Annotated in this window: 19 protein-coding genes and 1 pseudogene; 14 read left to right on the top strand and 6 right to left on the bottom strand. The window is 64.9% G+C overall.

What is annotated here, in order from left to right:
- Together HUA78_RS42560 and HUA78_RS42555 are read right to left on the bottom strand one after the other, a co-directional pair.
- On the bottom strand, window positions 1-366 hold the full coding sequence (locus tag HUA78_RS42560) for a hypothetical protein (RefSeq protein ID WP_174478822.1): 366 nt from the start codon (window positions 364-366) through the stop codon (window positions 1-3).
- Between the two features lie 452 nt (window positions 367-818).
- Window positions 819-1,175, bottom strand: coding sequence for an integrase core domain-containing protein (locus tag HUA78_RS42555; protein WP_371745797.1), 357 nt, complete (start codon window positions 1,173-1,175; stop codon window positions 819-821).
- Between the two features lie 979 nt (window positions 1,176-2,154).
- On the opposite strand from HUA78_RS42555, the pseudogene HUA78_RS47035 reads away from it, so the two are divergent.
- From HUA78_RS47035 to HUA78_RS42520, 8 genes and pseudogenes are all read left to right on the top strand, one after another.
- Window positions 2,155-2,526: pseudogene (locus tag HUA78_RS47035) on the top strand (DUF1016 N-terminal domain-containing protein); the annotation flags it as partial.
- A 525-nt stretch (window positions 2,527-3,051) separates the two neighbouring features.
- Window positions 3,052-4,689 carry a carbamoyltransferase C-terminal domain-containing protein gene (locus HUA78_RS42545; protein ID WP_174478821.1) on the top strand — a complete coding sequence of 546 codons (1,638 nt, stop codon included), beginning with the start codon at window positions 3,052-3,054 and terminating at the stop codon, window positions 4,687-4,689.
- 75 nt (window positions 4,690-4,764) lie between these two features.
- Window positions 4,765-5,598: a glycosyltransferase gene (locus HUA78_RS42540; protein ID WP_174478820.1), complete on the top strand. Its 834-nt coding sequence runs from the start codon at window positions 4,765-4,767 to the stop codon at window positions 5,596-5,598.
- Window positions 5,599-5,850: 252 nt separating this feature from the next.
- A complete protein-coding gene (locus HUA78_RS42535) occupies window positions 5,851-7,737 on the top strand; it encodes a family 16 glycosylhydrolase (RefSeq protein ID WP_217442815.1) in 1,887 nt (628 codons plus the stop codon).
- Window positions 7,738-7,830: 93 nt separating this feature from the next.
- A complete protein-coding gene (locus HUA78_RS47030; protein ID WP_371745796.1) occupies window positions 7,831-8,244 on the top strand; it encodes a transposase family protein in 414 nt (137 codons plus the stop codon).
- A complete protein-coding gene (locus HUA78_RS42530; RefSeq protein WP_174478818.1) occupies window positions 8,211-8,984 on the top strand; it encodes a transposase in 774 nt (257 codons plus the stop codon). The genes HUA78_RS47030 and HUA78_RS42530 overlap by 34 nt, the downstream gene beginning before the upstream one ends.
- Window positions 8,969-9,115 carry a hypothetical protein gene (locus HUA78_RS42525; protein ID WP_174478817.1) on the top strand — a complete coding sequence of 49 codons (147 nt, stop codon included), beginning with the start codon at window positions 8,969-8,971 and terminating at the stop codon, window positions 9,113-9,115. Before HUA78_RS42530 ends, HUA78_RS42525 begins: the two co-directional genes overlap by 16 nt.
- 72 nt (window positions 9,116-9,187) lie before the next feature.
- Window positions 9,188-10,045 (top strand): arginase family protein, encoded by an 858-nt coding sequence (locus HUA78_RS42520; RefSeq protein WP_174478816.1) that lies wholly within the window; start codon window positions 9,188-9,190, stop codon window positions 10,043-10,045.
- 45 nt (window positions 10,046-10,090) lie between these two features.
- Here HUA78_RS42520 and HUA78_RS42515 read toward each other — a convergent pair whose 3' ends face one another.
- Window positions 10,091-11,332 carry an MFS transporter gene (locus HUA78_RS42515; RefSeq protein WP_174456774.1) on the bottom strand — a complete coding sequence of 414 codons (1,242 nt, stop codon included), beginning with the start codon at window positions 11,330-11,332 and terminating at the stop codon, window positions 10,091-10,093.
- Between the two features lie 178 nt (window positions 11,333-11,510).
- Between HUA78_RS42515 and HUA78_RS42510 the strand changes: the two genes are divergently transcribed.
- The 4 genes from HUA78_RS42510 to HUA78_RS42495 all read left to right on the top strand — a co-directional run bounded on the left by HUA78_RS42510 (window position 11,511) and on the right by HUA78_RS42495 (window position 15,490).
- Window positions 11,511-12,398 carry a LysR family transcriptional regulator gene (locus HUA78_RS42510; RefSeq protein WP_174462470.1) on the top strand — a complete coding sequence of 296 codons (888 nt, stop codon included), beginning with the start codon at window positions 11,511-11,513 and terminating at the stop codon, window positions 12,396-12,398.
- Window positions 12,399-12,412: 14 nt separating this feature from the next.
- Window positions 12,413-13,195, top strand: coding sequence for a Sir2 family NAD-dependent protein deacetylase (locus HUA78_RS42505; protein ID WP_174478815.1), 783 nt, complete (start codon window positions 12,413-12,415; stop codon window positions 13,193-13,195).
- 115 nt (window positions 13,196-13,310) lie between these two features.
- Complete coding sequence (locus HUA78_RS42500; RefSeq protein WP_174456776.1) at window positions 13,311-13,898, top strand: hypothetical protein; 588 nt, start codon at window positions 13,311-13,313, stop codon at window positions 13,896-13,898.
- A 155-nt stretch (window positions 13,899-14,053) separates the two neighbouring features.
- Window positions 14,054-15,490 (top strand): tetratricopeptide repeat protein, encoded by a 1,437-nt coding sequence (locus HUA78_RS42495; protein ID WP_174478814.1) that lies wholly within the window; start codon window positions 14,054-14,056, stop codon window positions 15,488-15,490.
- Between the two features lie 319 nt (window positions 15,491-15,809).
- On the opposite strand, the gene HUA78_RS42490 is transcribed toward HUA78_RS42495, so the two are convergent.
- Window positions 15,810-16,154 (bottom strand): rhodanese-like domain-containing protein, encoded by a 345-nt coding sequence (locus HUA78_RS42490; protein ID WP_174456778.1) that lies wholly within the window; start codon window positions 16,152-16,154, stop codon window positions 15,810-15,812.
- Between the two features lie 211 nt (window positions 16,155-16,365).
- Between HUA78_RS42490 and HUA78_RS42485 the strand changes: the two genes are divergently transcribed.
- Window positions 16,366-17,076, top strand: a complete 711-nt coding sequence (locus tag HUA78_RS42485) for an MBL fold metallo-hydrolase (RefSeq protein WP_174456779.1) — start codon at window positions 16,366-16,368, stop codon at window positions 17,074-17,076.
- Window positions 17,077-17,206: 130 nt separating this feature from the next.
- Window positions 17,207-18,109, top strand: coding sequence for an alpha/beta hydrolase (locus HUA78_RS42480; protein WP_174478813.1), 903 nt, complete (start codon window positions 17,207-17,209; stop codon window positions 18,107-18,109).
- Between the two features lie 230 nt (window positions 18,110-18,339).
- On the opposite strand, the gene HUA78_RS42475 is transcribed toward HUA78_RS42480, so the two are convergent.
- Both HUA78_RS42475 and HUA78_RS42470 read right to left on the bottom strand, forming a co-directional pair.
- Window positions 18,340-19,698 (bottom strand): 3-oxoacyl-ACP reductase, encoded by a 1,359-nt coding sequence (locus HUA78_RS42475; RefSeq protein WP_174478812.1) that lies wholly within the window; start codon window positions 19,696-19,698, stop codon window positions 18,340-18,342.
- Window positions 19,699-19,712: 14 nt separating this feature from the next.
- Window positions 19,713-20,999 (bottom strand): acetyl-CoA C-acetyltransferase, encoded by a 1,287-nt coding sequence (locus HUA78_RS42470; protein WP_174478811.1) that lies wholly within the window; start codon window positions 20,997-20,999, stop codon window positions 19,713-19,715.
- Between the last annotated feature and the right edge of the window lie 163 nt (window positions 21,000-21,162).

The raw sequence follows: 21,162 nt of genomic DNA, 5'->3' as shown, positions 1-21,162 counted from the left end.
CTAGGGCGCCGGCTTGTGGGCCTTCAGCACCCTCTTGAGTTCCTCCGCGATGAGGTCGAGCTTCCGCTCCGTGTCGAAGCCGTCGCAGGTCGCGCGGTACTCGGCCTCCTTCGAGTTCCAACTCGGGATGACCCAGAGCTTCTCGCAGTCACACCGCAGCCTGGCGAGCAGCTTGCGACCCTTCTTCGCGCGCAGCTCCGCGACCCAGCAGGAGTCCGCGCAGCCACACGAGCGGTACTCCAGGACCTGCGACTTGTCCTCCCAGGGAATCGTGTAGAGGGGATGTTGCGCCGGCGCGAGCCCTGGCAGCGCGAGCACCGCGACGCCCGCAAGCCACAGCCACGACCTGGCACTCCGCTGCGACATGGTCAGCCCCTCGGCCTTTCAGCGCATACCCAGGAGCGGGCCCGCGCGATGAGGGGAGCATAGCCGCTCGCGCTGTGTCCACTGAGTCCTGGCTGTAGGCTTCACGCACTGCTGAACATGACCGACGCCCAGCGCGAGGACGTGCTGCGCCGGATCGCCACAGTCATCAACACCCAGGCGATGTAGGTCCAGACCTGTGCCTACCCAAAATTCAGTCGCTGCGTCATGAGTGCGTCAAGGCTGCGTCAAAACGCGCGTCATGACGTGAGCGATTCGCATGACGAACCGCTGGGTCCCCCCTTCCGTTTGCCAGAGGTCGGAATTGCGCACGGCTCAGACGCCCAACACCTCTCTCTGCTTGCATGTGGACACTCCCCTCCCTTCCTGCGAACGCAGGTAGGCTGGTGCAGCACGCGCGGGTCTACGAGGGTGTTGTTGGAAGGACCGAGACTCTACCCAGCGCGGCGCTCATATCGGTGGTGGAGCCCGAAGACTTCGCGTAGCTCTATCACCTTGGCACCGCGCTCTGAGCCCTGCACCTCACGCGCCTCGGGCGCATCTTTCCCGAGCGACAGGTGCGTCCGGCTCGCGTTGTAGTAGCGCTGGTACTCGCGCAGCAGGCGCCGAGCGTGGGCTTCGTTCAGGACGACGACATGGTCCAGCAGCTCCCTACGAATCGAGCTGATGACTCTCTCCGCATAGGGATTCTGCCACGGACACCGTGCTGCACTCGGCACCTCGCGAATCCCCAAATGGGAAAGCGTGGCGCGAACGCCCTCGGAGTAGAGCTTGTCCCTATCTCGGAGCACTGGTCCAAGGAAAGGCATCTCGCAACTGACGCTTCGTCCATTCTTCCCTCGGGTGCGCTGTCACATTGAGGTGGAGGAATCGCCTATCTCGGTGACTCACAACCACAAATCCCAACAGCACGCCAAACGTCTCAGTCGGAATGACGAAGAAGTCCATCTCCGCGGACTCCGCCAGATGCAAGCGCAAGAAGGTCCGCCATGTTGGTGACGGTTTCGGCGCTCCCTTTTCCGGTCTGGGCATGTACCGAGCGACCGTTGTCTGACCAACCTCCATCCCCAGCTTTAGTAACTCCCGTGAATGCGCGGAGCACTCCGTGTCGGATTGGCTTCGGCCATGCGCCGAATCAACGCGCGCAGTTCCGGCGTTGCCCGAGGCCGCCCCAGCCGACTCCGGGACTTCCAGCGCAAGAAGAGCCGGAAGCCCATCCGATGCCACTTCACCACTGTCGCCGGCTGCACAAAGCACAGTGGCCTCCACCACCCCTGCAAGAAGCGTTGGAGAACGACCCAGAAGAGGCCGTCGCCCCGAGCAGTTTTCGGGGATGGGCGCTTCTCACCGAAGACTGCGAGTTGCTGGCGAAGAGTCAGGTTCTCCAGCCCCAGCTCCGAACGGCTCCGCAAGGCCGAGCGCAACGTTTGAGCAAGCACCTTTACGATGGCCCGCATCCTGCCATTCTTGCCGGCCGTATTCAGCAAGCCAGAATTCTGCCGTGCCCCATGACGGACCGCGTGGCATCACAGAGGCACCTGCGCACACCCGCCTACCTCCACCTCATCATGCCCCAGCATTCTTCGGGCCCGCATCCCCAGGACTGTGCACGCAATGACGCGCTCGCTGGCGCGCGCTTCTCGCCGGACCCGAATATTCGGTAGCCATAGGGGCAAACCACCCCGACACTCGAACCGGCACATAAGCCCCGCCGCCGCGAATCGCTTGCGAAATTAGGCGATTCGCCAGAACCTGTCTGTCTTCCCTGCCATGGCGAAGAATCCTCCCACGAAGACCACGCGTAAGAAGGTAGCGCTCCGCCAAGCGACGTCACGCTCCATCTCTCGCGCGCGGCGGGCTGTAGTGGTTGAGAACGACTCGCGATTCACGGAGGTCATCGCACACATCGAGGCCGCCCGGCGTCGCGCGTACCAAGCGGTGAACGTAGAGGTGGTCTCGCTCTACTGGCAGCTCGGCGAGTACATCAGCCGAAAGCTCGCGAGCGCCGATTGGGGTGCTGGCGTCGTCGAGGAGGTTGCGTCTTCCCTCGCACGACACTTCCCGAGCCTTCGGGGATTCACCCGTCCGAACCTGTTTCGGATGCGCGAGTTCTACGAAACCTACCGATCAAATCGAAAAGTCTCAGCACTACTGAGACAATTGCCGTGGCCCCACCACCTCATCATCCTCACGGCCAACACTGAGTTCTGGTCCTACCGAGAGTTCGAACGCCAGATTCGCTCCGGCGCAGTCCTTCGTGACGCGCAAGTTGCCAAGAGATTCTCATCAGTGCTGAGACAACTTCAGCCCTACGCCCTCTACGAACTGAAGACTACCTACAACCTTGAGTTCCTCCCCCTTCCCGAGGGGCACTTGGAGGCTGCCATCCACAGTGCTCTGCTCTGCTATCTTGGCCGATTCTTCACTGAACGGTGCCGCGACTTTTGCTTCGTCGCCGCGCAGTCTCCCCGTGCAGGTCGGCAAGCAGGACTTCGTGATGCTCTGCGCCCCCAAGGATGGAAGGCGTCGCCTAGTACGCGCTCACCCGAACGACATCGCCCGCGCTCGTCGCCAAGTACCAGACATTTCTTTCGTGGAAGAAGCCACTACCCGCGAAGCTCCACGAATTCTACCAGCAGTTCACCATCAGGAGGTCGTTGCCACTTCATGAATATTATCTCATTCAATCCCGGACATGACGGCGCTATTGCATACCTTCGAAACGGCCGATTGGCGTTCTCAATAGAGGCTGAGAAAAACTCGAACTACCGATACTCACCGGTGGCTAGCCACGACGTGTTCAACGCTCTCGGTGAACTTGAAGATCGTCCAGACGTCATCTGCACTGGTGGGTGGTGGCCGCGCGAAGCGCAGCCAACCGGCGCACCACTCCATGCAGGATACCGCGGCGTTGCGAAGAGCGAGATCATCGTGACTGAGCGCCGCCTTCTGGGCCAGCCGGTCCGCCATTTTTCTTCCTCACATGAACGGTCTCACCTGTTCTGCGCATTCGGAATGTCGCCTCTACCGAAGGGGACGCCATGCTACGCATTGATCTGGGAAGGCGCGATTGGGGCCTTCTACGAAATCGACTCCGAAATGAACATCACCCTGATTTCCAACGTAATGAACCAGCCGGGAAACCGCTACGCCTCGATCTATGGACTGGCAGATCCGTCATTCCCCAAGAACGCGCCTTTTTCTCGTTTTACGGATGCAGGGAAACTGATGGCGTTGGCTTCTTTCTCCACTCGAAGTACAGCTTCGGCTGAAGAGGAAGAACTGATTTCGCTTCTGTTGTCCACTTTGGATGTCCGACTCGATCTATACGATCGCCTTAAGGCTTCTCGGTACTACAACGTAGGAATAGATGATGCTGAGTTTCGCAATTTCGCAGGAATATTCAGCCACAGAATATTTGACACATTCTATCGCTTCGCAAGCTCGCACATGCGCAAAGGGCTACCGCTGGTCATAGCCGGAGGCTGCGGCCTGAACTGTGATTGGAACACCAAATGGAAAGAGACAGGCCTCTTTCCCCAAGTATTTGTACCACCCGTCGCGAACGACTCCGGGTCCGCCATCGGCACGGCAATCGATGCCCAGTTTTATTTCACACAAGATCCGAAGATCGAATGGGACGTCTACTCCGGATTAGAGTTCCGCGCAGACGGCAAATTCGACTCCGAACGATACAACGTCTACGATACGAATCACAATGAGGTCGCCGACATGCTGGCGAATGACCTCATCCTCGGCTGGGTGAGCGGCAGATACGAGATCGGCCCGCGCGCACTTGGCAACAGGTCGATTCTCGCCGCTCCGTTCCGAGCTAGCACTAGAGTGCGACTAAACGAGATCAAGCAGCGCGAACAGTTCCGTCCAATCGCGCCCATCTGCCTTTTGGATGATGCCAAACAATGGTTCGGCTGCGATCACGAAAGTCCATACATGTTATTCACACATCGCACGACCACAGATGCACTGGCAGCCGTCACACATGTAAACAGCACTGCACGCATACAGACCGTCACTTCTGCAACCAACAGAAACCTGAATGCGCTTCTCGTCGCGTTCAAGGCGCGCACGGGATATGGAGTTCTGTGCAACACCTCGCTGAACTTCAACGGCAAGGGCTTCATTAACAACATTAGCGATCTTGACACCTATGCCGTCAATCACGGCCTAGACGGATTCGTGGTTGAAGGACGGGCATACCTTCTGAAGGATTCCGAGCGTTATCAGGCATACCTGAACACCTGCGACATCTCAGTCGCGCCGCGAGCTTCCCTCAAGACGCTCTAGAAGCGTACGCCTGGAGAAGAGTGTACGACCAAGTGAACAGCCAGCAGGCTAGGCTGCAGCAAGGACCCATCCCAAATGGATGCATACCTACCGGGCTTTGAAGAGAATGATTGCCTACGATCCTCTTTCATCCGCGACCTCACGTTGGAGCAAATTGACCGCACAGCAACTCCGAGTGCCAGCGGACTAACTCAGCTTGAGGTCGTGCCCAGGACACTGATAAGATATTGGCACGACCCGTGCGACATGCCTGATGATGTACGAGCTTGCCTCGATAGCTGGGAATCTCTTCGCAAGGAGGGATTCGAATTCCGGATGTTCGACGACATATCGGCTGCGACGTATATCGCCGAGAGGTACGGCAAATTGGAGTGTGCTGCCTTTGCGCGCTGCCGACACCCGGCGATGCGTAGCGACTATCTGAGGATGTGTTTCGTGCTTGCGGAAGGGGGACTTTACGTCGATGCTGACGACGTGCTGCTGGGCAACGGATGGGAAGACATCTTTCGGAGCGGCGGACTGAAGGTGCAGCCACTTTGCTACGACATCCGGACAGGAGGGATGGTGCCAGCGGCCGAGATCTGGCGAACCGACCTGCCGACAGATGGACGGATTTTTTATGTCAATAATGATCCGATTGCGGCACCAGCCGGCCATCCTGTTTTGCGACGAGCGCTCGCTCGCGCGACCGAGAGACTGCTCGGCAAAGATCCGTTCCCTGAGATTCAGTCGACGACTGGCCCTGGCAATTTCACCGCTGCCTTGGCTGCACACGCGCAAGCCTCGAAGGTTGCCGGCATTCCCCTCGATTTCGAACTACTGCACGATTGGGAGGCCATCGCCGAAACGCGCTGGGAACTCTCTTACCGCAACGACGCCCGAAACTGGCGCAACATGGATCCTGGCTAAGTCCGCAAACCGGAGTGGTGGAACGGTTCAATGAATCTACGAGAAGCATCAGGCTCGCTGCGCAACCTTGTATTTCGCCTCGTGCGTGCCATAGCGAGTATTTTCCCCGGCGGTCGGATATCGGCCTTCGGCGCGGGCGACAACATGATTGGGTCGATCTTGGTCGTAAACCTCGACCGACAACCGCGGCGATGGCGCCGCGTGCTCCGAGAACTCAGTCGCTTCCGAACGTCCGAAGGAACTCCGCTGACGTTGATCGCGCGGCGACTGGCCGCAGTGGACGCTCGTGACGGTCGTGCTGTGGCGGCGACGGCCGACGTAGACTCGACGTATTGCATAGGTGACCAACTATACGTCCAGCCAGATGCGAGGCTTGCAGAGTGCTTCGGCGTCAACGAGCCGATTAGAATGACTCGACAGGAAGTGGCGGTCGCGAGGTCGCATGTAGAGGTCTGGAAGACCGTGGCGACCGGAACTGACGACCACGTGCTCGTACTTGAGGACGACGTCTGGTTCAGACGCGGAGCAGCAGCAGCGATAGACCATGGCTGGACCGCTGCGCTCCGACGCTGCCGCAATGATGGCGGACCTCATCTACTCTACCTCTCCTACGAGGACGCCGGTGCAGAACGCATAGATGTCTGCGACGCATTGTTCCGACCGGTGCGAGGACTCTGGTTCCTCTCCGGCTACGTGCTGTCGCGCAAGGGCGCGGCAACGCTCCTCCGAGCAATGCCCGTGATCGGCCCCGTCGACATGTGGATCAACTATCGCCTCAAGGAACTCGGCGCGCTCGCACTCACCTCACCGGCGATTCTGCAGAGACAGGACGGCATCTCCGACAACTCCTATTCCATCCTGCCGTTCTTAGCGCGAGCCGGAATCGTCGATGCAGGGTCGCGACCAAAGCCGCCTGACCGAACCCGCGTCGGGCCGATCATGGCATGGACCGCAAGGGGGGAGCGGGAAAGCCTCGCTATGGCCCTGTCGATGCTGGGACTTCGCGTCCGTGTGTTCGACGCAGACGAGCAGGCGATCCAGGCAACCGCCCTCCGAGACCTTTTCGAAGTGTTCGACGCTCTCGTCGACGCCCCGCTTGCGTCGGGCGCGTTATCGTCAGCGATTGCGATGCCGGACACCAAGTTTCTACTCGAGGCGAACGCCCTACTCCGCTCCGACACAGAGTCGGAGCGCCTGCCGCCCTCACGGACCTCAGTTCTACCAGAGGCCAGACCGGAAACTGGAGCGTGGCAACCGCTTTGTGCCGTTCTCGGCCTCTCCGAACCCGTTCAAAGCTATCCCTTGGGAGCTCCGCGACGCATGCGACTCTTCCGGGATGATCGCCCGGACGTATCGAGTCGGTCTGCCGTCCTCTCTCTACGGAAGGCTTATCCGTTGGACGACTCCCCCTGGGTCCTGCCGCCATGGAGTGGTTGGCAGCCGATGCCGCCTACAGGTCGACCTGTGCCGTTCGCAGGAGAACGCCTCGTCCACGCGGCGATGACAACGGCAACGCCCTTGTTCCCTCGGCTCGTCGAGACCTTTCCCGGTAATCTGTCATCGTTCGCGCAAGAAGGCCTCGTGCACGACAAGGACGGCGCACATCTCGTCCTTAGCAAGGCTGGGGCTACTGCTAGGCCGTACCGTTCAGGTGCCTTCGCGTCCGTGCGCTCGTTCGAGTACGGACGCTTCGAGGCAGAGATCAGGGCAGCGTCAGGTTCTGGACTCATCACAGGCTTCTTCCTCCACCGCGATGCACCACGGCAAGAGATCGATGTTGAACTAGCTGGCAACGCCCCGCGATATATGCTGATCAACGTCTACTTCAACCCTGGAGACGACGGGGCAGCAATAGGCTTTGGCTATCGGGGCTCCCCCTGTCGTATCGACCTTGGATTCGACTCAACCTTAGACTTCCATCTCTACACGATTGACTGGAGACCAGGCCGCATTGCGTGGTTGGTGGACGGGAAGACTATCCACGAACGTGTGAATTGGGACCCCACTCCACTTCCGCATCTTCCCATGCGCCTGCACGCAAACCTGTGGGCTCCTCGCTCCGAAGAACTCGTCGGACGAATCGAGGACAATGCATTGCCAGCAACCGCCACCTTCAGGAATGTATCGGTTTGGGCGTGATCCGATTCAGTGGCTCTCCCGCACTTCGTGTGGTTCCCCTCTGGGGAGTAGGCAGACGCGGCAAGCTGCCAGCGGGGCGAATACACCCTAGGAATGGAAACGCTGTACCGATTTCCTGGGTGTCAAGTGGACCGGGTGGGCCACGGTAGCGCGGCGGGTGTCGTCCTCGGGGTGCGCATGGAGGGAACGGGAGCACGATGTCCCTCCTGCCAGACGCCCAGTACCGCGGCGCATGGCAGCTACGTCCGACGCCCGGCGGACCTGCCCGCAGCAGGGCGCGTCGTGCAACTCGAGCTGCGTGTGCGGCGCTTCTGCTGCCGAAACCCGGAATGCTCCCGCCGCACGTTCGCGGAGCGGCCGGTGCGCCTGCTGGCCGCACAGGCTCGGCGGACACGGCGGCTGGCCACCGCGCAGTGTGCCGTTGCAATCACAGCCGGAGCAAAGGCTGGGGCAGGCTGCTCAAGCCCTTGGCCATGCCCACCAGTCCCGATACCCTCCTGCCGCTGATTCGCCGCGCTCCGCTGCCTCCTCCCAGCCCCGCTCGCGTCCTGGGCCTCGACGACTGGGCGCTGCGCAAGGGACGCACCTACGGCTCCATCCTCGTCGACCCGGAAGCGCACTGCGTGCGGGACGTGTTGCCAGACCGCTCGACTCCCACGGTGAGCGTATGGCTGCGCCAGCACCCCGGCGTGGAAGTCATCGCCAGAGACCGGTCGACCGAGTACGCACGAGCGGCGGTGCTGGGCGATCCAGAAGCCCAGCAGGTGGCGAACCGCTGGCACTTGCTGCTGAATGGACGGCAAATGATGGAACGATGGATGATCAGCGATCACCCCCGCCTTCGAGCGCTACCATCCGTTTCGAGCGGAGACACTCCTCCTGCACACCGGCACACCAGCTTCTCGCGAACTCACGCCGAAGCTCACGGCCGGGAGGAGAGCCGCTCCCGACGTGTCGCTGCATACGAAGCCGTAGGGCGGCGTCATGGCCGCTACCCTATTCGACGTGCGCAACCACTGCGACAACGTCGGGTGGGACACTCCCACCTGCCGCGCCAGTGTCGAGGTATTCACCGCGCTCGGGCCCATCATCCGCTTCACCATCTGCACATTGAAAGCGTCTGCGTACGGCACTTCAACCACCTGCACTCGCCCCCATCGGGTGGTCAGCTCGGCACGTCAGCCGAGGCGACTTCTTCCCTGACACAGGGGGCTACCCTCAACAGGGCCCCATGCGTCCTTCTGTGAAGCGGCGCACCGAGTCGAGCACCTGCGTGTGTCCGTTTACGTCGTCTTGCGGCAACACGTCGCCCTGGCCTCCGCGGGCGCACCTGCGCGCGGAGCTGGACACGCTGATGCGGGTGAAGTGGCCGCGCTGAGTCCTCGCTCCCGGGCGGGTTCGGTCGTAACCTCCGTGGCCGCACCCCAGGCCACGTGCCACCGGAGGGCTCATGCATTCGACCGAAGGTCGCGCGGGCAGGGCAACTCGTTTCGACCTGATGCTTGCGTACGGACAATGGCAGGGTTCGGGTCGCCACCGGAATCTGCCGCGCGGCGCGGCGGCGGCGGCGGAGATCTGCGCGCGCTACGCGCCGCGCGTGGACGTTCCGCTCAGCGACGCGACGGGCGATGACTTCGATGTGATCGCCTGGCCCGCATTGTTCGAGCAGTTCCGTTCGGCGCGCGAACTCCTGCGGCGGCACGCTCCCGAGCGCGTGCTCACAGCAGGCGGCGATTGCGCGGTGGACATCGCGGTGATCGGCTATCTGGCACAGCGGCACCCCGGGCTCACCGTCGTCTGGATCGACGCGCATTACGACGCCAACACGCCCGAGACGTCGCCGAGCAGGAACCTGCACGGCATGCCGGTCAGCGCCATCATGGGCTACGCGCCCGGCCCGATGAGGGAGCTGCTGACGGCCCCCATCTCCGCGGACCGGTTCTTCTATTACGGCGTGCGAGTGGGGGACGAGGGCGACCTGGAATTCCAGAGGCAGCATGGACTCGCGCTGCTCGACGAAGCACGCGTGTCCGGCCGGAAACTCCACATCCATTTCGACCTGGACGTCCTGGATCCAGACGAATTCCCCCACCTCGCCTACCGCGAGCCCGGCGGGCCTTCAGTGGCCGATGCGGTGTCGCTGGTCGAACGGCTGGCCGCCACCAACGATGTCGTCGGCCTGACGATCACCGAGTTCGCGCCCGACAGCGACGTCGCCGCCGCGAATGGGGGCATGGTCATCGCGCGCCTGTGCGATGCCGCGCTGAAGGGGACGGAGCGGGCGCGCGGTTCGGGAGGCGGTGCCTAGCCGTTCGTACCGGTCGACGGCTCGAAGCCGTCCGTCCGCCCGCCGTCAGCGCCGCCCTGCAGCGGGCGGAAAACCGTGGCGCTTCGCCCCCCAGGCGACGAGCAGCGTCGGCACCAGCAGGATGACGAGCATCCACGGGAAGGAAACGACTCCCAGCGTCTCGAGGAGCACGCCGCCCGCGATGCCGCCCCCCGCGATGGCGATGTTCCAGGCCGTGACAATCATCGACTGGGCGACGTCCGCCGCCTCTCCCGCCGCCTTCGCGGATGCCGTCTGGAAGAGCGTGGCGGCTCCGCCATAGGCCAGCCCCCAGACCGCGACGCCCGCGTAGACGACAGCGGGAACACTCCCCCACAGACCGAGCGCGAACGACACCAACACGAGGAGCGCCGTGCTGACGAGCACCAGCTCTCGCAGCCAGCGATCAATCAAGACGCCGATGACCCAGATGGAGACGAGCGCGAAGACACCAAAGACAAGCAGGACGATGTCGATGTTCTTCGCCATGCCCGCCGGAGCGAGGAAGGGCGCGATGTACGTATAGAGAACGTTGTGCGAGAGCACGAAGGCGAGCGTGACGAACAACACGGACCGGATCCCCGGCAGCATGAACACCTTCCGGATGGACATGCGACGGTCCCCCGTCTGGCCCGGGAAGTCTGGGAGCCTGACGAACACCCAGCCGACCAGGATGACGGTGAGGATGCTCATGATGCCAAAGGTGACGCGCCAGCCGACGGCGGCACCCAGGAAGGTCCCGGCAGGGATTCCGAGCGAGAGCGCGAGCGGGATGCCCACCATGGCGATGGCCATCGCCCTGCCCTGCTGGTGCTCCGGCACCATGCGCGCCGCGTAGCCGGCGACAAGCGCCCACAACAATCCCGCGAACACCCCGGCGAAGAACCGCGCGCCGAGCGTCAGCACGAAGTTCGTCGACACCGCCGTCACCGTGTTGACGACAACGAAGCCCAGGAGGGCGAGGATCAACAACGGGCGACGTCGCCAGCCCTGCGTCGCGGCCGTCAGGGGAATCGCCGTCACCAGCGTGCCGATGGCGTAGAGCGTGACCAGTTGGCCGACCAGTGCCTCGGAGACACCAAGGTCCGCGCTCATCCGAGGCAGCAGCCCCGCGGGCAGCGCCTCGGTCAGCACGGTGATGAACGCGGCCATGGCCAGGGCAAGCAGCCCGGCGATGGGAAGCCGCTCCTCCCGCTCGGCCGTGCCGTCAGCGTGTCGGAGTCCGGGAGCAGGCGCGGCCTGGGCGCGGGGCGTGGTCGTCGAAGTCATGGTGTCGCCAGTCAGAGGAGAGGGAGGACGTCGGCCGACGGCGAAGCCACCACCCACGGGGCGAGGCGACCTCCGTCGACGTCGATGGCTGAAACAATAGATTCGAGGTGCGGTCACGACCACCGCGCTACAGTTCCGAGCACATCGGACAGAAATGTCCGCAATCGAGGTTTGGCGCATGGACAGTCTCGGCTCACTCAATGCCTTCGTGCAGGCCGCGGATGCGCGCAGCTTCACGCTCGCCGGACGGCAGTTGGGGGTGTCGTCATCGGCCATCGGCAAGGCCGTGGCTCGACTGGAGGAACGGCTAGGCGTGCGGCTCTTCCACCGCTCCACCCGCACCATCACCCTGACGCCAGAGGGTGCGCTCTTCCTCGAGCGCTGCCGCCGCATCTTCTGCGAGGTTGAAGCCGCGGAGCTGGAGCTCGCGCAGACGCAGGGTGCGCCGCGCGGCAAACTGCGCGTCAGCATGCCCCTGGCCGGCATGTTGATGATGCCGACGCTGAGCGCATTCATGCGCGCGTATCCCGAAATCGAGCTCGACCTCGACTTCTCAGACCGGCTCGTCGACGTGATTGATGAAGGCTTCGACGGGGTGGTGCGCGCGGGCGAGGTGAGCGACTCCCGGTTGATGACGCGGGTGCTGGGCACCTTCCGCCTCACGCTCGTCGCCTCGCCCGACTATCTCTCGCGAAGAGGGACGCCCCGGAAGCCCGAGGACCTCAAGTCCCATGCGTGCCTGCATCACCGCTTCGCGACCAACGGCAAGCTGGAGCGCTGGCCCCTGCGACGCGGGCGCAAGGAGCTGGAGCTGCCGACGACGGCGGTCGTGAGCACCATCGAACCGCTCATCTTCATGGCCGAGCAGGGCCTCGGCATCACCTGCCTGCCGGACTTCGCCATCCGCCGCCAGCTCGCGGACGGCACCCTGGCGACGGTGCTCGAACACCACACGCAGCACGAAGGCACGTTCCGGATGCTGTGGCCGTCCAGCCGCTACCTGTCTCCCAAGCTGCGCGTCTTCGTGGACTTCATGGCGAAGCACCTCTTCAGCCAGAGTCGCTAGACTGGCGCGACACCATGACCGCCCTGCTCACTGAAGGGACCGTGCTGCGGCAGCTCCGCCATCGACTCCAGTCGAGCACCTGGCGCCACATCGTGGTGCTCACGGGCGCGGGCATCTCCGTGGCCTCGGGCCTGCCCACCTACCGTGGTCCCGGTGGACTGTGGACGCGTCCTGGCATGGAAGAGGTCCCAGACGTGGAGCTCCTCGCACGCGACCCCTCTCGCGTCTGGAAGCTCTTCGGCTCGCTGCGAGGACTGGTGGGGGACGCCCAGCCGAACGCGGCGCACCTCGCACTCGCGGAATGGGCGGGGCGGCTCGGGAAGGGCTCGACCTTCACCCTCCTGACGCAGAACGTGGATGGGCTCCACACCCGCGCGGGCAGCCCGGAGGTCGTCGAGTTGCACGGCTCCCTGCTGCGCACCTGCTGCTCCAATCCAGCGTGTACGCAGAGCCCCTTCGCGGACACTTCACAGCCCGATGCGGCCCCGACGTGCCCCGCGTGCGGTCACTTCCTCCGCCCCGCCATCACCTTGTTCGGTGAACCCCTCCCCGTGGACGCGGAGTGGGCGGCCAAGAAGGCCCTGCGCGACTGTGACCTCTTCATCGCCATCGGAACGTCCGGGACGGTGGCACCCGCAGCCAACTTCGTCCGGGGCGCGAAGTACGCGGGGGCGTGGACGCTCCTCGTCAATCTCACCCCCATGGAGCCCCGCCATCCGGACTTCGACGTCGAGGTCCTGGGGCCCGCGGAGCAGGTTCTTCCCGTGCTGCTCTCGACGGCGTCGACCTTGGCCTGAAGTGACGCATGTCAGGGATTCCGCCAGGCAATGCACCGCGTCAGGCAATTCCAGGGAGACTGTTCTTTTGGCCCGTTGAGGAAATCAGACATGGGATGCCCCTAGAATGGCAGCCATGAACTGTCTGAGTCTTCGCGCGGCGCTTCCATGGATGGCCACCGCCCTGTTCCTCACCGCTTGTGGCGGTGGCCGGGACGCAACGGGAGAATGTCGAGGCACCTATCTGGGAGAGGCCGTGGTCTGGCCCATCGATGGCGTGGCCTCCCGGTTGATGGACGAGGCCTACGATTCCAACTGGGTGAACTTGACCTATCTCCCGCGCGGTCAGGCGGGACTGACGGGCTTTGGCGTGGACATCCTCCTGGATAAGGACAGGCGCATCGATGAGGGCAGTGGCTCGCGGACGGTGCTGCTCATCAACAAGGAGACCGAGTTCGCCCCGGAGGTGAATCTGCTGGTGCACGGCTGGTATGGCACCCTGAGAAAATCGTCGGGCTCCGGGAGGGGCTACCACGAGGCGTCCGGACTGCCGAGGGGAGGCTCCGTGACGTTCGATGTGGTGGACGACAAGCGCGCCGCGGGTCACTTCATCTACCGCTATGAGAATGGCGACGAGCTGACCTGCACGTTCGACGCGCCGACCCCGGCGGAGGCGGAAGGCATCTTCGGCGGCGCGGGTGACGGCGACGACGATGACGACTGAGCTGTCCTCAAGGACGCGGAGAGCAACCCGCGTGAGCCATGCTTCGACAACCGCGAGTGAGGCCGCCGTCCCCTACCATGCACACACGGGGGCACCTCACCTGGGGCCCTGAGCTCACGTCGAGGCCGCGTCTGGAGTAGATTCACGGATCGTCCATGCTTCCCCTCCTCTTGTCACTCCTTGTCGCCGCTGGGGCCATGCCCTCCCCAGAGATTTCGTCGGCGAATCTCAAGAAGACTTCCGCCTTCCAGGACTGGCGTCGCGGACGATTCCTCGTCGAGGAGCAATGGGTCGAACTCCCAGAGGTCGGACTTCGCGTGGGCTACTTCGTCGTCCCCAGTCCATGGACCCGCGACCGCGTGGAACCGCCCCTCTTCCATGACGCTTTCTTCGTGGTGGACCCACGCACGGGGCAGCCCGTTGCCCCGGCTCTGGTGCGAACGAGCCTGCCGCTCAATGGCTGTCCGACAATGGGCGAGGTGGCGCGGCTCGTCCCCGAGCCCGAGAGTGCGACCTCCGCCGCCATCCGCTTCGGCAATGGTCCTCAGCGATGTCTGGTCCGGCTCCAGCGCAAGCAGAAGGTATGGGGCGTCTCCCACTTCCCGGATGAAGGACGCTCCCCCGAGGAGGCCTTTCCGGAGGCAGCGGTCGCCCTGGAGAAGGCACTGGGTCCCAGGGACGGAGGGGCCCGCGACCTCACGTGGGCCTACCTGCCCAACTCCCGCTGGCTGCTCGCCGCGCCTCGGGATGGGTGCTCCCTGTGGGTCATCGACAGCGTCAGCTCGAAGGTGGATGCCATGGCCAGCGAGGCCATGACACGGAAGATCTGCGCGTGTGTCGAGGAGATCCTCCCCGACGCCGACGAGTCCATCTCCTTGTCCCGCGTCGCGGACAGCTTGAGCTGGTCGGGCGGGGGCACCGCGCTTCCTACCTGTGATTGCACGTTCGCGCAGAAGGGCGAGGCAGACGTCACGTGCGAGGCATACATGGGGCGCACATACTCCCTTCCGCAGGTCGAGGAGATGCAAGAGAGCGGATGGACGACAGAGAGTAGCGCCGACAGAGACCTGAAGGAGTTGGAGGGCCTCCATCGCATCCGCCAAGACCTGCTTGCCGTGAGCGAAAGTGCGCTCACTCAGTGGAGCACGGGGCAGCAAGAGGCGGCGCTCAGTGAGTGGACCACAATCTACCGGACATGGCTCGCGGAAGGCCGGCTCATCGCCGGGGCGCCCCTGGACCTGCGCAATGGATTCCGGGTGGTGAGCGACATCCTGAGGCCACAGGTGGACCAACAGAGGGAGGCGATCATCGACCTCTGGGCCGAGATCCTCAACAACCTCGGCTTCGCGCTGTGGTCCCACAAGGAGTGGTTCCAGGCCCAGGCCGTCCTCGACGACTGCCTGGCGCTGCTCACCGCGACGGGCCACGAGCGCGACGTGCTCTATTTGAATCGGGGAGACCTGTTTCGGGACATGGGGAAGGGACCTGAGGCCATCAATGCCTATCGGTCCTTCCTGTTGCGAAAGAGCACTGCGGCTCAACGCAAGTATGTGGAGAGAGAATTGCGGAAGCTTGAGCAGCGCTCGAAGTGACGGTCTGCCTCAGGGACAGCGGCGCCTGCTGACAGGGCTGCTGCACCGCGGCGGGCGGCAGGGCGTGCCGCAGGGCTCCTGCTGTCTGCTGAAGGGCAGCGCGAGGAGGGTGTCCAGGCCTTGGAGGCTCGTGGGCACCCCGGCCAGCCTTCCCGTCTGACGCCTGCGGCCTGAGCGCTGCTGCTCAAGGACGTGGAGAGCAACCCGCGTGATCAATGCTCCAGCCCGACCTGGCTGTATGACCCACTGGCTTTCGGGGCGTGCATCTCGGCCTGATTTGCCGTGACACAGACGAGGGCGCCTGGCGCGCGGCCCGAGGTCACTCCCACGTCGACATGGGGCCGAGGTTGAGGATCTGCTGGAAGCCCTGCTCCTTCAGCAGCTTCTCGGCGCGAGCGCTGCGTCCACCGCTGCGGCAGTAGATGACCAGGGGCTTCTCCGGCGAGCCGAGCTCCTGGAGTCGCTGGGACAGGTCGTCCACGGGGATGTTCACCGCACCGGGCAGGTGACCGGCGGCGAACTCCTCCGGGGTGCGGACATCCACCAGGGTGGCGCCCGCGTCGACCCAGCGGTGGGCCTCGTCGCGGACCGGCCGTTGCCGGCTGGCACAAGCACCGAGGAGGAGACTCGCGAGCACGGTCGCGACGACGAGAGAGGACTTCATGGTGAGGCTCCGGAGGCAGGCAGGTGCGCCAGCGCACCTTCGATGGAAGACAGGGTGAGCTTGCACGCGGGGACACTGGCGGCAAGCCCTCATGCGCGGGGAGCGGGCCCCTCGTCACTCGACTGTCCACTCCTGCCCCCGCGGGTCGCACTCTGAGGATGAGGGGCCCGAGACCTTTCCCCCTCGAGTCACAGGGACACGAGGCTTCGACATGATCTTCCGCCAGCTCTTCGATTCCGAGTCCTCGACCTACACCTATCTCCTCGGAGATGAGTCGACGGGTCAGGCGGTCCTCATCGACGCCGTGCTGGAGCAGGTCGACCGAGATCTTCAGCTGGTGCGCGAGCTGGACCTCACGCTGACGCATGTCTTCGACACCCACGTACATGCCGACCACGTCACAGCATCTGGTGCCTTGAGGGCGAGGACTCGGTGCACGGTGGTGGGGGGCGTGAGAGGTGCCGCATGCGCCGACGTCCAGGTCCACCACGGGGATCACCTGCGGATTGGCCAGCTCGACTTCCAGGTGCTCGCGACACCGGGCCACACGGACGACAGCGTCAGCTACCTCCTCGGGGACCGTGTCTTCACCGGGGATGCCCTGCTGGTGCGCGGCAACGGGCGCACCGACTTCCAGAACGGGGACGCGAGCCAACTCTACGACAGCGTCACGCGGGTCCTCTTCGGGCTCCCGGACACGACGCTCGTCTACCCCGCGCACGACTACAAGGGCCGCACCGTCACGAGCATCGCCGAGGAGAAGCGGCACAACCCCCGCGTGGCGGGGAAGAGTCGGGAGGAGTTCATCCGCATCATGGAGCACCTCGACCTGCCCAAGCCGAAGAAGCTCGACGTGGCCGTTCCCGCCAACCGGGCGTGCGGACTCACGGCGTCCTCGCCCTCTTCGACACCTGCACACTGATGGCAGGGGATGAGTTGGGCCTCGTGTCAGTTGCGCGGAGTCCGTCGATCTTGGCGTAGACTCTCCGCATCCGAGGATGGAACGTGACGACGCGAAGCCTGGCGATTCCATCCTGGGCTTCAGGAGTCGCATGAGCAGTCTCAGGATGAGCGCCGCGAAGTTCTGGTTGGGCCTCCGAAAGAAGTACCGCTCGGACCCCGAGGCATTCCGGCGGACCGCGAGGACTCGCGCGTATCCCACCGTTCCTGCGCTACCGCGCGCACTGCACGCGCTCACGAACGTGGAGGAACGAAAGGTCGCCGGACGCGCGGTGTTCAAATTGACGCCACGCCAGCGTGCCAGCGGATGGCACCTCATCTACGCGCACGGCGGCGCGTACGTGAACGAGTTCATCCTCCCTCACTGGCGCATCATCGAGTCACTCATCCGGCACACCGGTGCGAGTGTCACCGTCCCCATCTATCCGCTGGCGCCCGAATTCACGCATCGCGACGCCTATCCCTTTCTCACCGAGGTGTACCGGCAGGTCCTCGCCACGACCCCCGCGACACAGGTGGCACTGTGCGGGGACTCCGCGGGCGGTGGACTGGCACTCGGGCAGACGTTTCATTTCCGAGACCTCGGCCTGCCACTCCCGGGACGACTCATCCTGTTCTCGCCCTGGTTGGATCTCGCCATGACGAACCCAGGCATCCCCGCCATCGAGCCACGCGACGTCATGCTGAGCACCGCGCGCCTGCTGGAGGCGGGGCAGTGGTGGGCGGGGGGCGATGACCTCTCGCTTCCCACCCTCAGCCCGATTCACGGCGACCTGCGCGGATTGCCGCCCATCGACGTGTTCCAGGGCACCGATGACTTGTTCATCCTGGACGCCCGCGAGCTCCGCGGGAAAGTGGAGGCCGTGGGCGGAAGCATCCGGCTGTACGAGTACCCCGGCGCATTCCATGTGTTCGTGGGCGCGACCTTCACGCCGGAAGCGCGCGATGCGTTCCGGAAGGTGGCCCACGGACTGGGCTCGTCACATCGGGAATGAACGGAGCCAACCCGGAGTCACGACCGCGCGACTGGTGGCGCCCTTCCGTGTCCGTCTTGCATCAGAGCAAGGCAACTAGAGCGAGACAGGCTGATGGCGAAGTGACTTGCGTCGGCGGGCGCTCATCAGAGCAGGGCGGCATCTGGAGCGACGTGTCGCCCCAGGTGTTCGCCCTCCATGCAACCGCGCCCGGCGAGAAGCGCGCCCGGCGAGAAGCGCGCCCGAGTCACTCAGGCGCCGACGAGGCCCTGTCCACAAACACGCAAGGTATTGCCCGTCACCCCGTATGCCCCGGGACTGGCGAAGAAGGTGATGAGTTCCGCCACGTCGCGCGGCTGGCCGCCCTGTGACAGGGAGTTGAGCCGGCGGCCCACCTCGCGCGTCATGAGAGGCATCTTCGCCACCATGGCCGTCTCGATGAAGCCCGGAGCCACCGCGTTGGCGCAGATGCCACGCGGCGCGAGCGTCGGCGCGAGCGCCGCCACGTAGCCGATGAGAGCGGCCTTCGTCGCCGCGTAGTTCGTCTGCCCGAAGTTGCCCGACACGCCACTGATGGAGGAGAGGTACACGAGGCGCCCTTCGTCCCGCAGCGCACCGGAGGCAAGCAGCGCTTCGTCGGCGGCGATGATGGCGGCGAGGTTGACGGACAGCACCTGGTCCCACGCCTCGGGCGTCATCTTGGCGATCGTGCGGTCACGGGTGATTCCCGCGTTGTGCACCACCACGTCCACGCCGCCGTGGCGCCCTTGCAGCTCCGCCACGAGGCGTGCGGGCGCATCGGGGGCCGTGATGTCGAGCGCCAGGGCCTCTCCGCCCACACGGGCGGCTGTGGCCTCCAGGGCATCCTGGAGCGCGGGCACGTCCAGGAGAACCACACGAGCCCCCTCCTGCGCGAGGCGCTCGGCCGTGGCCGCGCCGATGCCTCGCGCGGCCCCGGTGACCAACGCCACCTTCCCTTTCAGCGCGGCCACCATGGGCGCCGAAACCACGGGGCGCACGGAGGACGTCACTCGGGCCGCCTGTCCGGAGACATAGGTGGCCTGCACCCCGCAGAAGAAGCGCACGGGCCCAGCGAGCCGGTCTTCGGCACCCCGCGCGACGTAAGCGAGGTTGGCCGTGGCACCGCGCCGTCCCACTTCCTTGCCCAGGCTGCGCACAAAGCCCTCGGCACCACGCGCCACGGCGGCCGCCGCGGGCCCCCGGGCCTCCTCGGGAAGCCCCACGAGCACCAGCACACGCGAGTTGCGCGCCAGTCGCGGCACCGTCGCGTGGAAGAAATCGTAGAGGGAGCGCAAGTCAGCCGGGGTGGAGAGCCCCGTGGCGTCGAAGAGCGCCACATCCACACCTCGGCCCTCCTGCTCCGGCAACACGTCCAGCACGCGCGCGCCCCCGCCCGCGAGCGCGCTCCGGGCAGCCTCCGTCGCGAAGCCACCGGGCGCCGTGCCCAGCAACACCACACGGTCCACGAAGGGCTGCGCGACCCAGCCTTCCTTGGCCCGTGCCAGCGGAGGCGGGGTCGGCAGCCCCAGCGCCCTCACGAGCCCTCCCGTCACGGGGTTGTTCGCCAGCGTCATCAGCTTGTCGGCCATGAGGTCGTCGCTCCCTAGGTTTCGAGGATGGCGGTGACGGCCTGACCGCCCGCCGCGCAGATGGAGATGAGGCCCTTCTTGCCGGAGCCCGCCTCGGACAATGCCTTGGCCAGCGTACCCACGATGCGACCGCCCGTGGCGGCGAAGGGATGTCCGGCAGCGATGGAGCTGCCCTTCACGTTGAGCCGGTCACGCTTGATGGCCCCCAAGGCCCCCGGAAGCCCGAGTCGCTCGCGACAGAAGGCGTCCGACTCCCAGGCAGCCAGCGTGCACAGCACCACGGAGGCGAAGGCCTCGTGAATCTCGTAGAAGTCGAAGTCCCCCAGCGCGAGCCCGCGCTTCTGGAGCATGCGGGGGACGGCGTAAGCGCCGCCCATCAAAAGCCCCTCGCGCTCGTCGACGAAGTCGACCGCGGCCACCTCGCCCGCCGACAGATACGCGAGCACGGGCAGTCCGCGCGCACGCGCCCACTCCTCACTGGCGAGCAACACGGCCGAGGCGCCATCGGTCAACGGGGAGGAGTTGGCCGCGGTGATGGTGCCCTTCTCGCGGTCGAAGGCGCCCGGCAGCTTCGCCATCTTCTCCAGGGTGGTGTCCGGCCGCAGGTTGTTGTCGCGCGCGAGGCCCTGGTACTGCATCACCAGGTCGGAGAAAAAGCCCGCGTCGTAGGCACGCGAGAGGTGCTGGTGGCTCGCCAGCGAGAGGGCGTCCTGGGCCTCGCGGGTAATGCCATACCGGTCGGCCGTGCGCTGGGCATGCTGGCCCATGGACATGCCCGTGCGAGGCTCGGCGTTGACGGGAATCTCCGGCACGAACGCGCGCGGGTCGAGCAACTTCAGGGCCGCCGCGATCTTCGCCCCCTGCGTCTTCGCGCCGTTGATGGCCATCAGCGCGCGCTGCATCCGTCGGCTCACCGCGACCGGAGCGTCCGACGTGGTGTCGGTGCCGCAGGCGATGCCCGCGTCGATCTGCCCGAGGGCGATCTTGTTCGCCACGAGGATGCAGGCCTCCAGGCCGGTGCCGCACGCCTGCTGTACGTCATAGGCGGGCGTGGCGGCGTCCAGCCCGCTGGACAGCGTGCACTCCCGCACCAGGTTCCAGTCGCGCGAGTGCTTCATCACCGCGCCGCCGACCACCTCCCCCAGCCGGACGCCGCCCAGGCCCGTGCGCTCCACGAGACCCCGCAGGACGTCCGTCAGCATGTCCTTGTTGGAGAGGCGTGCGTACGCGGTGTTGCTGCGGGCGAAGGGAGTACGGAGGGCCGCGACGATGGCGACCCGGCGGGGAGGACCGTGGTTCATGGGGCGTTCCTATCAGCCGACGCTCGGCGAGGACACACCCGCGCGCAGCCAAGCCACGAGCGAAACCTCGAAATCCAAGAGGGCCGACTGCCTCGCGGCAACCGACCCAGCATGCCTGGCCCGTCCACCAGCGTGGTGGCGCACAGCCCAGGCCCCGTCAGCG

The sequence above is a fragment of the Myxococcus sp. CA033 genome (assembly GCF_013336625.1).
GTDB lineage: Bacteria > Myxococcota > Myxococcia > Myxococcales > Myxococcaceae > Myxococcus > Myxococcus llanfairpwllgwyngyllgogerychwyrndrobwllllantysiliogogogochensis.
Note: the sequence above shows the minus strand (reverse complement) of the source record. Positions and strands in the feature narration are given on the sequence as shown.

Bases quoted from the DNA above. Each gene is read 5' to 3' on its own strand.
- HUA78_RS42560 (WP_174478822.1), bottom strand. From the start codon at position 366: ATGTCGCAGCGGAGTGCCAGGTCGTGGCTGTGGCTTGCGGGCGTCGCG.
- HUA78_RS42545 (WP_174478821.1), top strand. From the start codon at position 3,052: ATGAATATTATCTCATTCAATCCCGGACATGACGGCGCTATTGCATAC.
- HUA78_RS42540 (WP_174478820.1), top strand. From the start codon at position 4,765: ATGGATGCATACCTACCGGGCTTTGAAGAGAATGATTGCCTACGATCC.
- HUA78_RS47030 (WP_371745796.1), top strand. From the start codon at position 7,831: ATGGAAACGCTGTACCGATTTCCTGGGTGTCAAGTGGACCGGGTGGGC.
- HUA78_RS42530 (WP_174478818.1), top strand. From the start codon at position 8,211: ATGCCCACCAGTCCCGATACCCTCCTGCCGCTGATTCGCCGCGCTCCG.
- HUA78_RS42525 (WP_174478817.1), top strand. From the start codon at position 8,969: ATGCGTCCTTCTGTGAAGCGGCGCACCGAGTCGAGCACCTGCGTGTGT.
- HUA78_RS42520 (WP_174478816.1), top strand. From the start codon at position 9,188: ATGCATTCGACCGAAGGTCGCGCGGGCAGGGCAACTCGTTTCGACCTG.
- HUA78_RS42515 (WP_174456774.1), bottom strand. From the start codon at position 11,332: ATGACTTCGACGACCACGCCCCGCGCCCAGGCCGCGCCTGCTCCCGGA.
- HUA78_RS42510 (WP_174462470.1), top strand. From the start codon at position 11,511: ATGGACAGTCTCGGCTCACTCAATGCCTTCGTGCAGGCCGCGGATGCG.
- HUA78_RS42505 (WP_174478815.1), top strand. From the start codon at position 12,413: ATGACCGCCCTGCTCACTGAAGGGACCGTGCTGCGGCAGCTCCGCCAT.
- HUA78_RS42500 (WP_174456776.1), top strand. From the start codon at position 13,311: ATGAACTGTCTGAGTCTTCGCGCGGCGCTTCCATGGATGGCCACCGCC.
- HUA78_RS42495 (WP_174478814.1), top strand. From the start codon at position 14,054: ATGCTTCCCCTCCTCTTGTCACTCCTTGTCGCCGCTGGGGCCATGCCC.
- HUA78_RS42490 (WP_174456778.1), bottom strand. From the start codon at position 16,154: ATGAAGTCCTCTCTCGTCGTCGCGACCGTGCTCGCGAGTCTCCTCCTC.
- HUA78_RS42485 (WP_174456779.1), top strand. From the start codon at position 16,366: ATGATCTTCCGCCAGCTCTTCGATTCCGAGTCCTCGACCTACACCTAT.
- HUA78_RS42480 (WP_174478813.1), top strand. From the start codon at position 17,207: ATGAGCAGTCTCAGGATGAGCGCCGCGAAGTTCTGGTTGGGCCTCCGA.
- HUA78_RS42475 (WP_174478812.1), bottom strand. From the start codon at position 19,698: ATGGCCGACAAGCTGATGACGCTGGCGAACAACCCCGTGACGGGAGGG.
- HUA78_RS42470 (WP_174478811.1), bottom strand. From the start codon at position 20,999: ATGAACCACGGTCCTCCCCGCCGGGTCGCCATCGTCGCGGCCCTCCGT.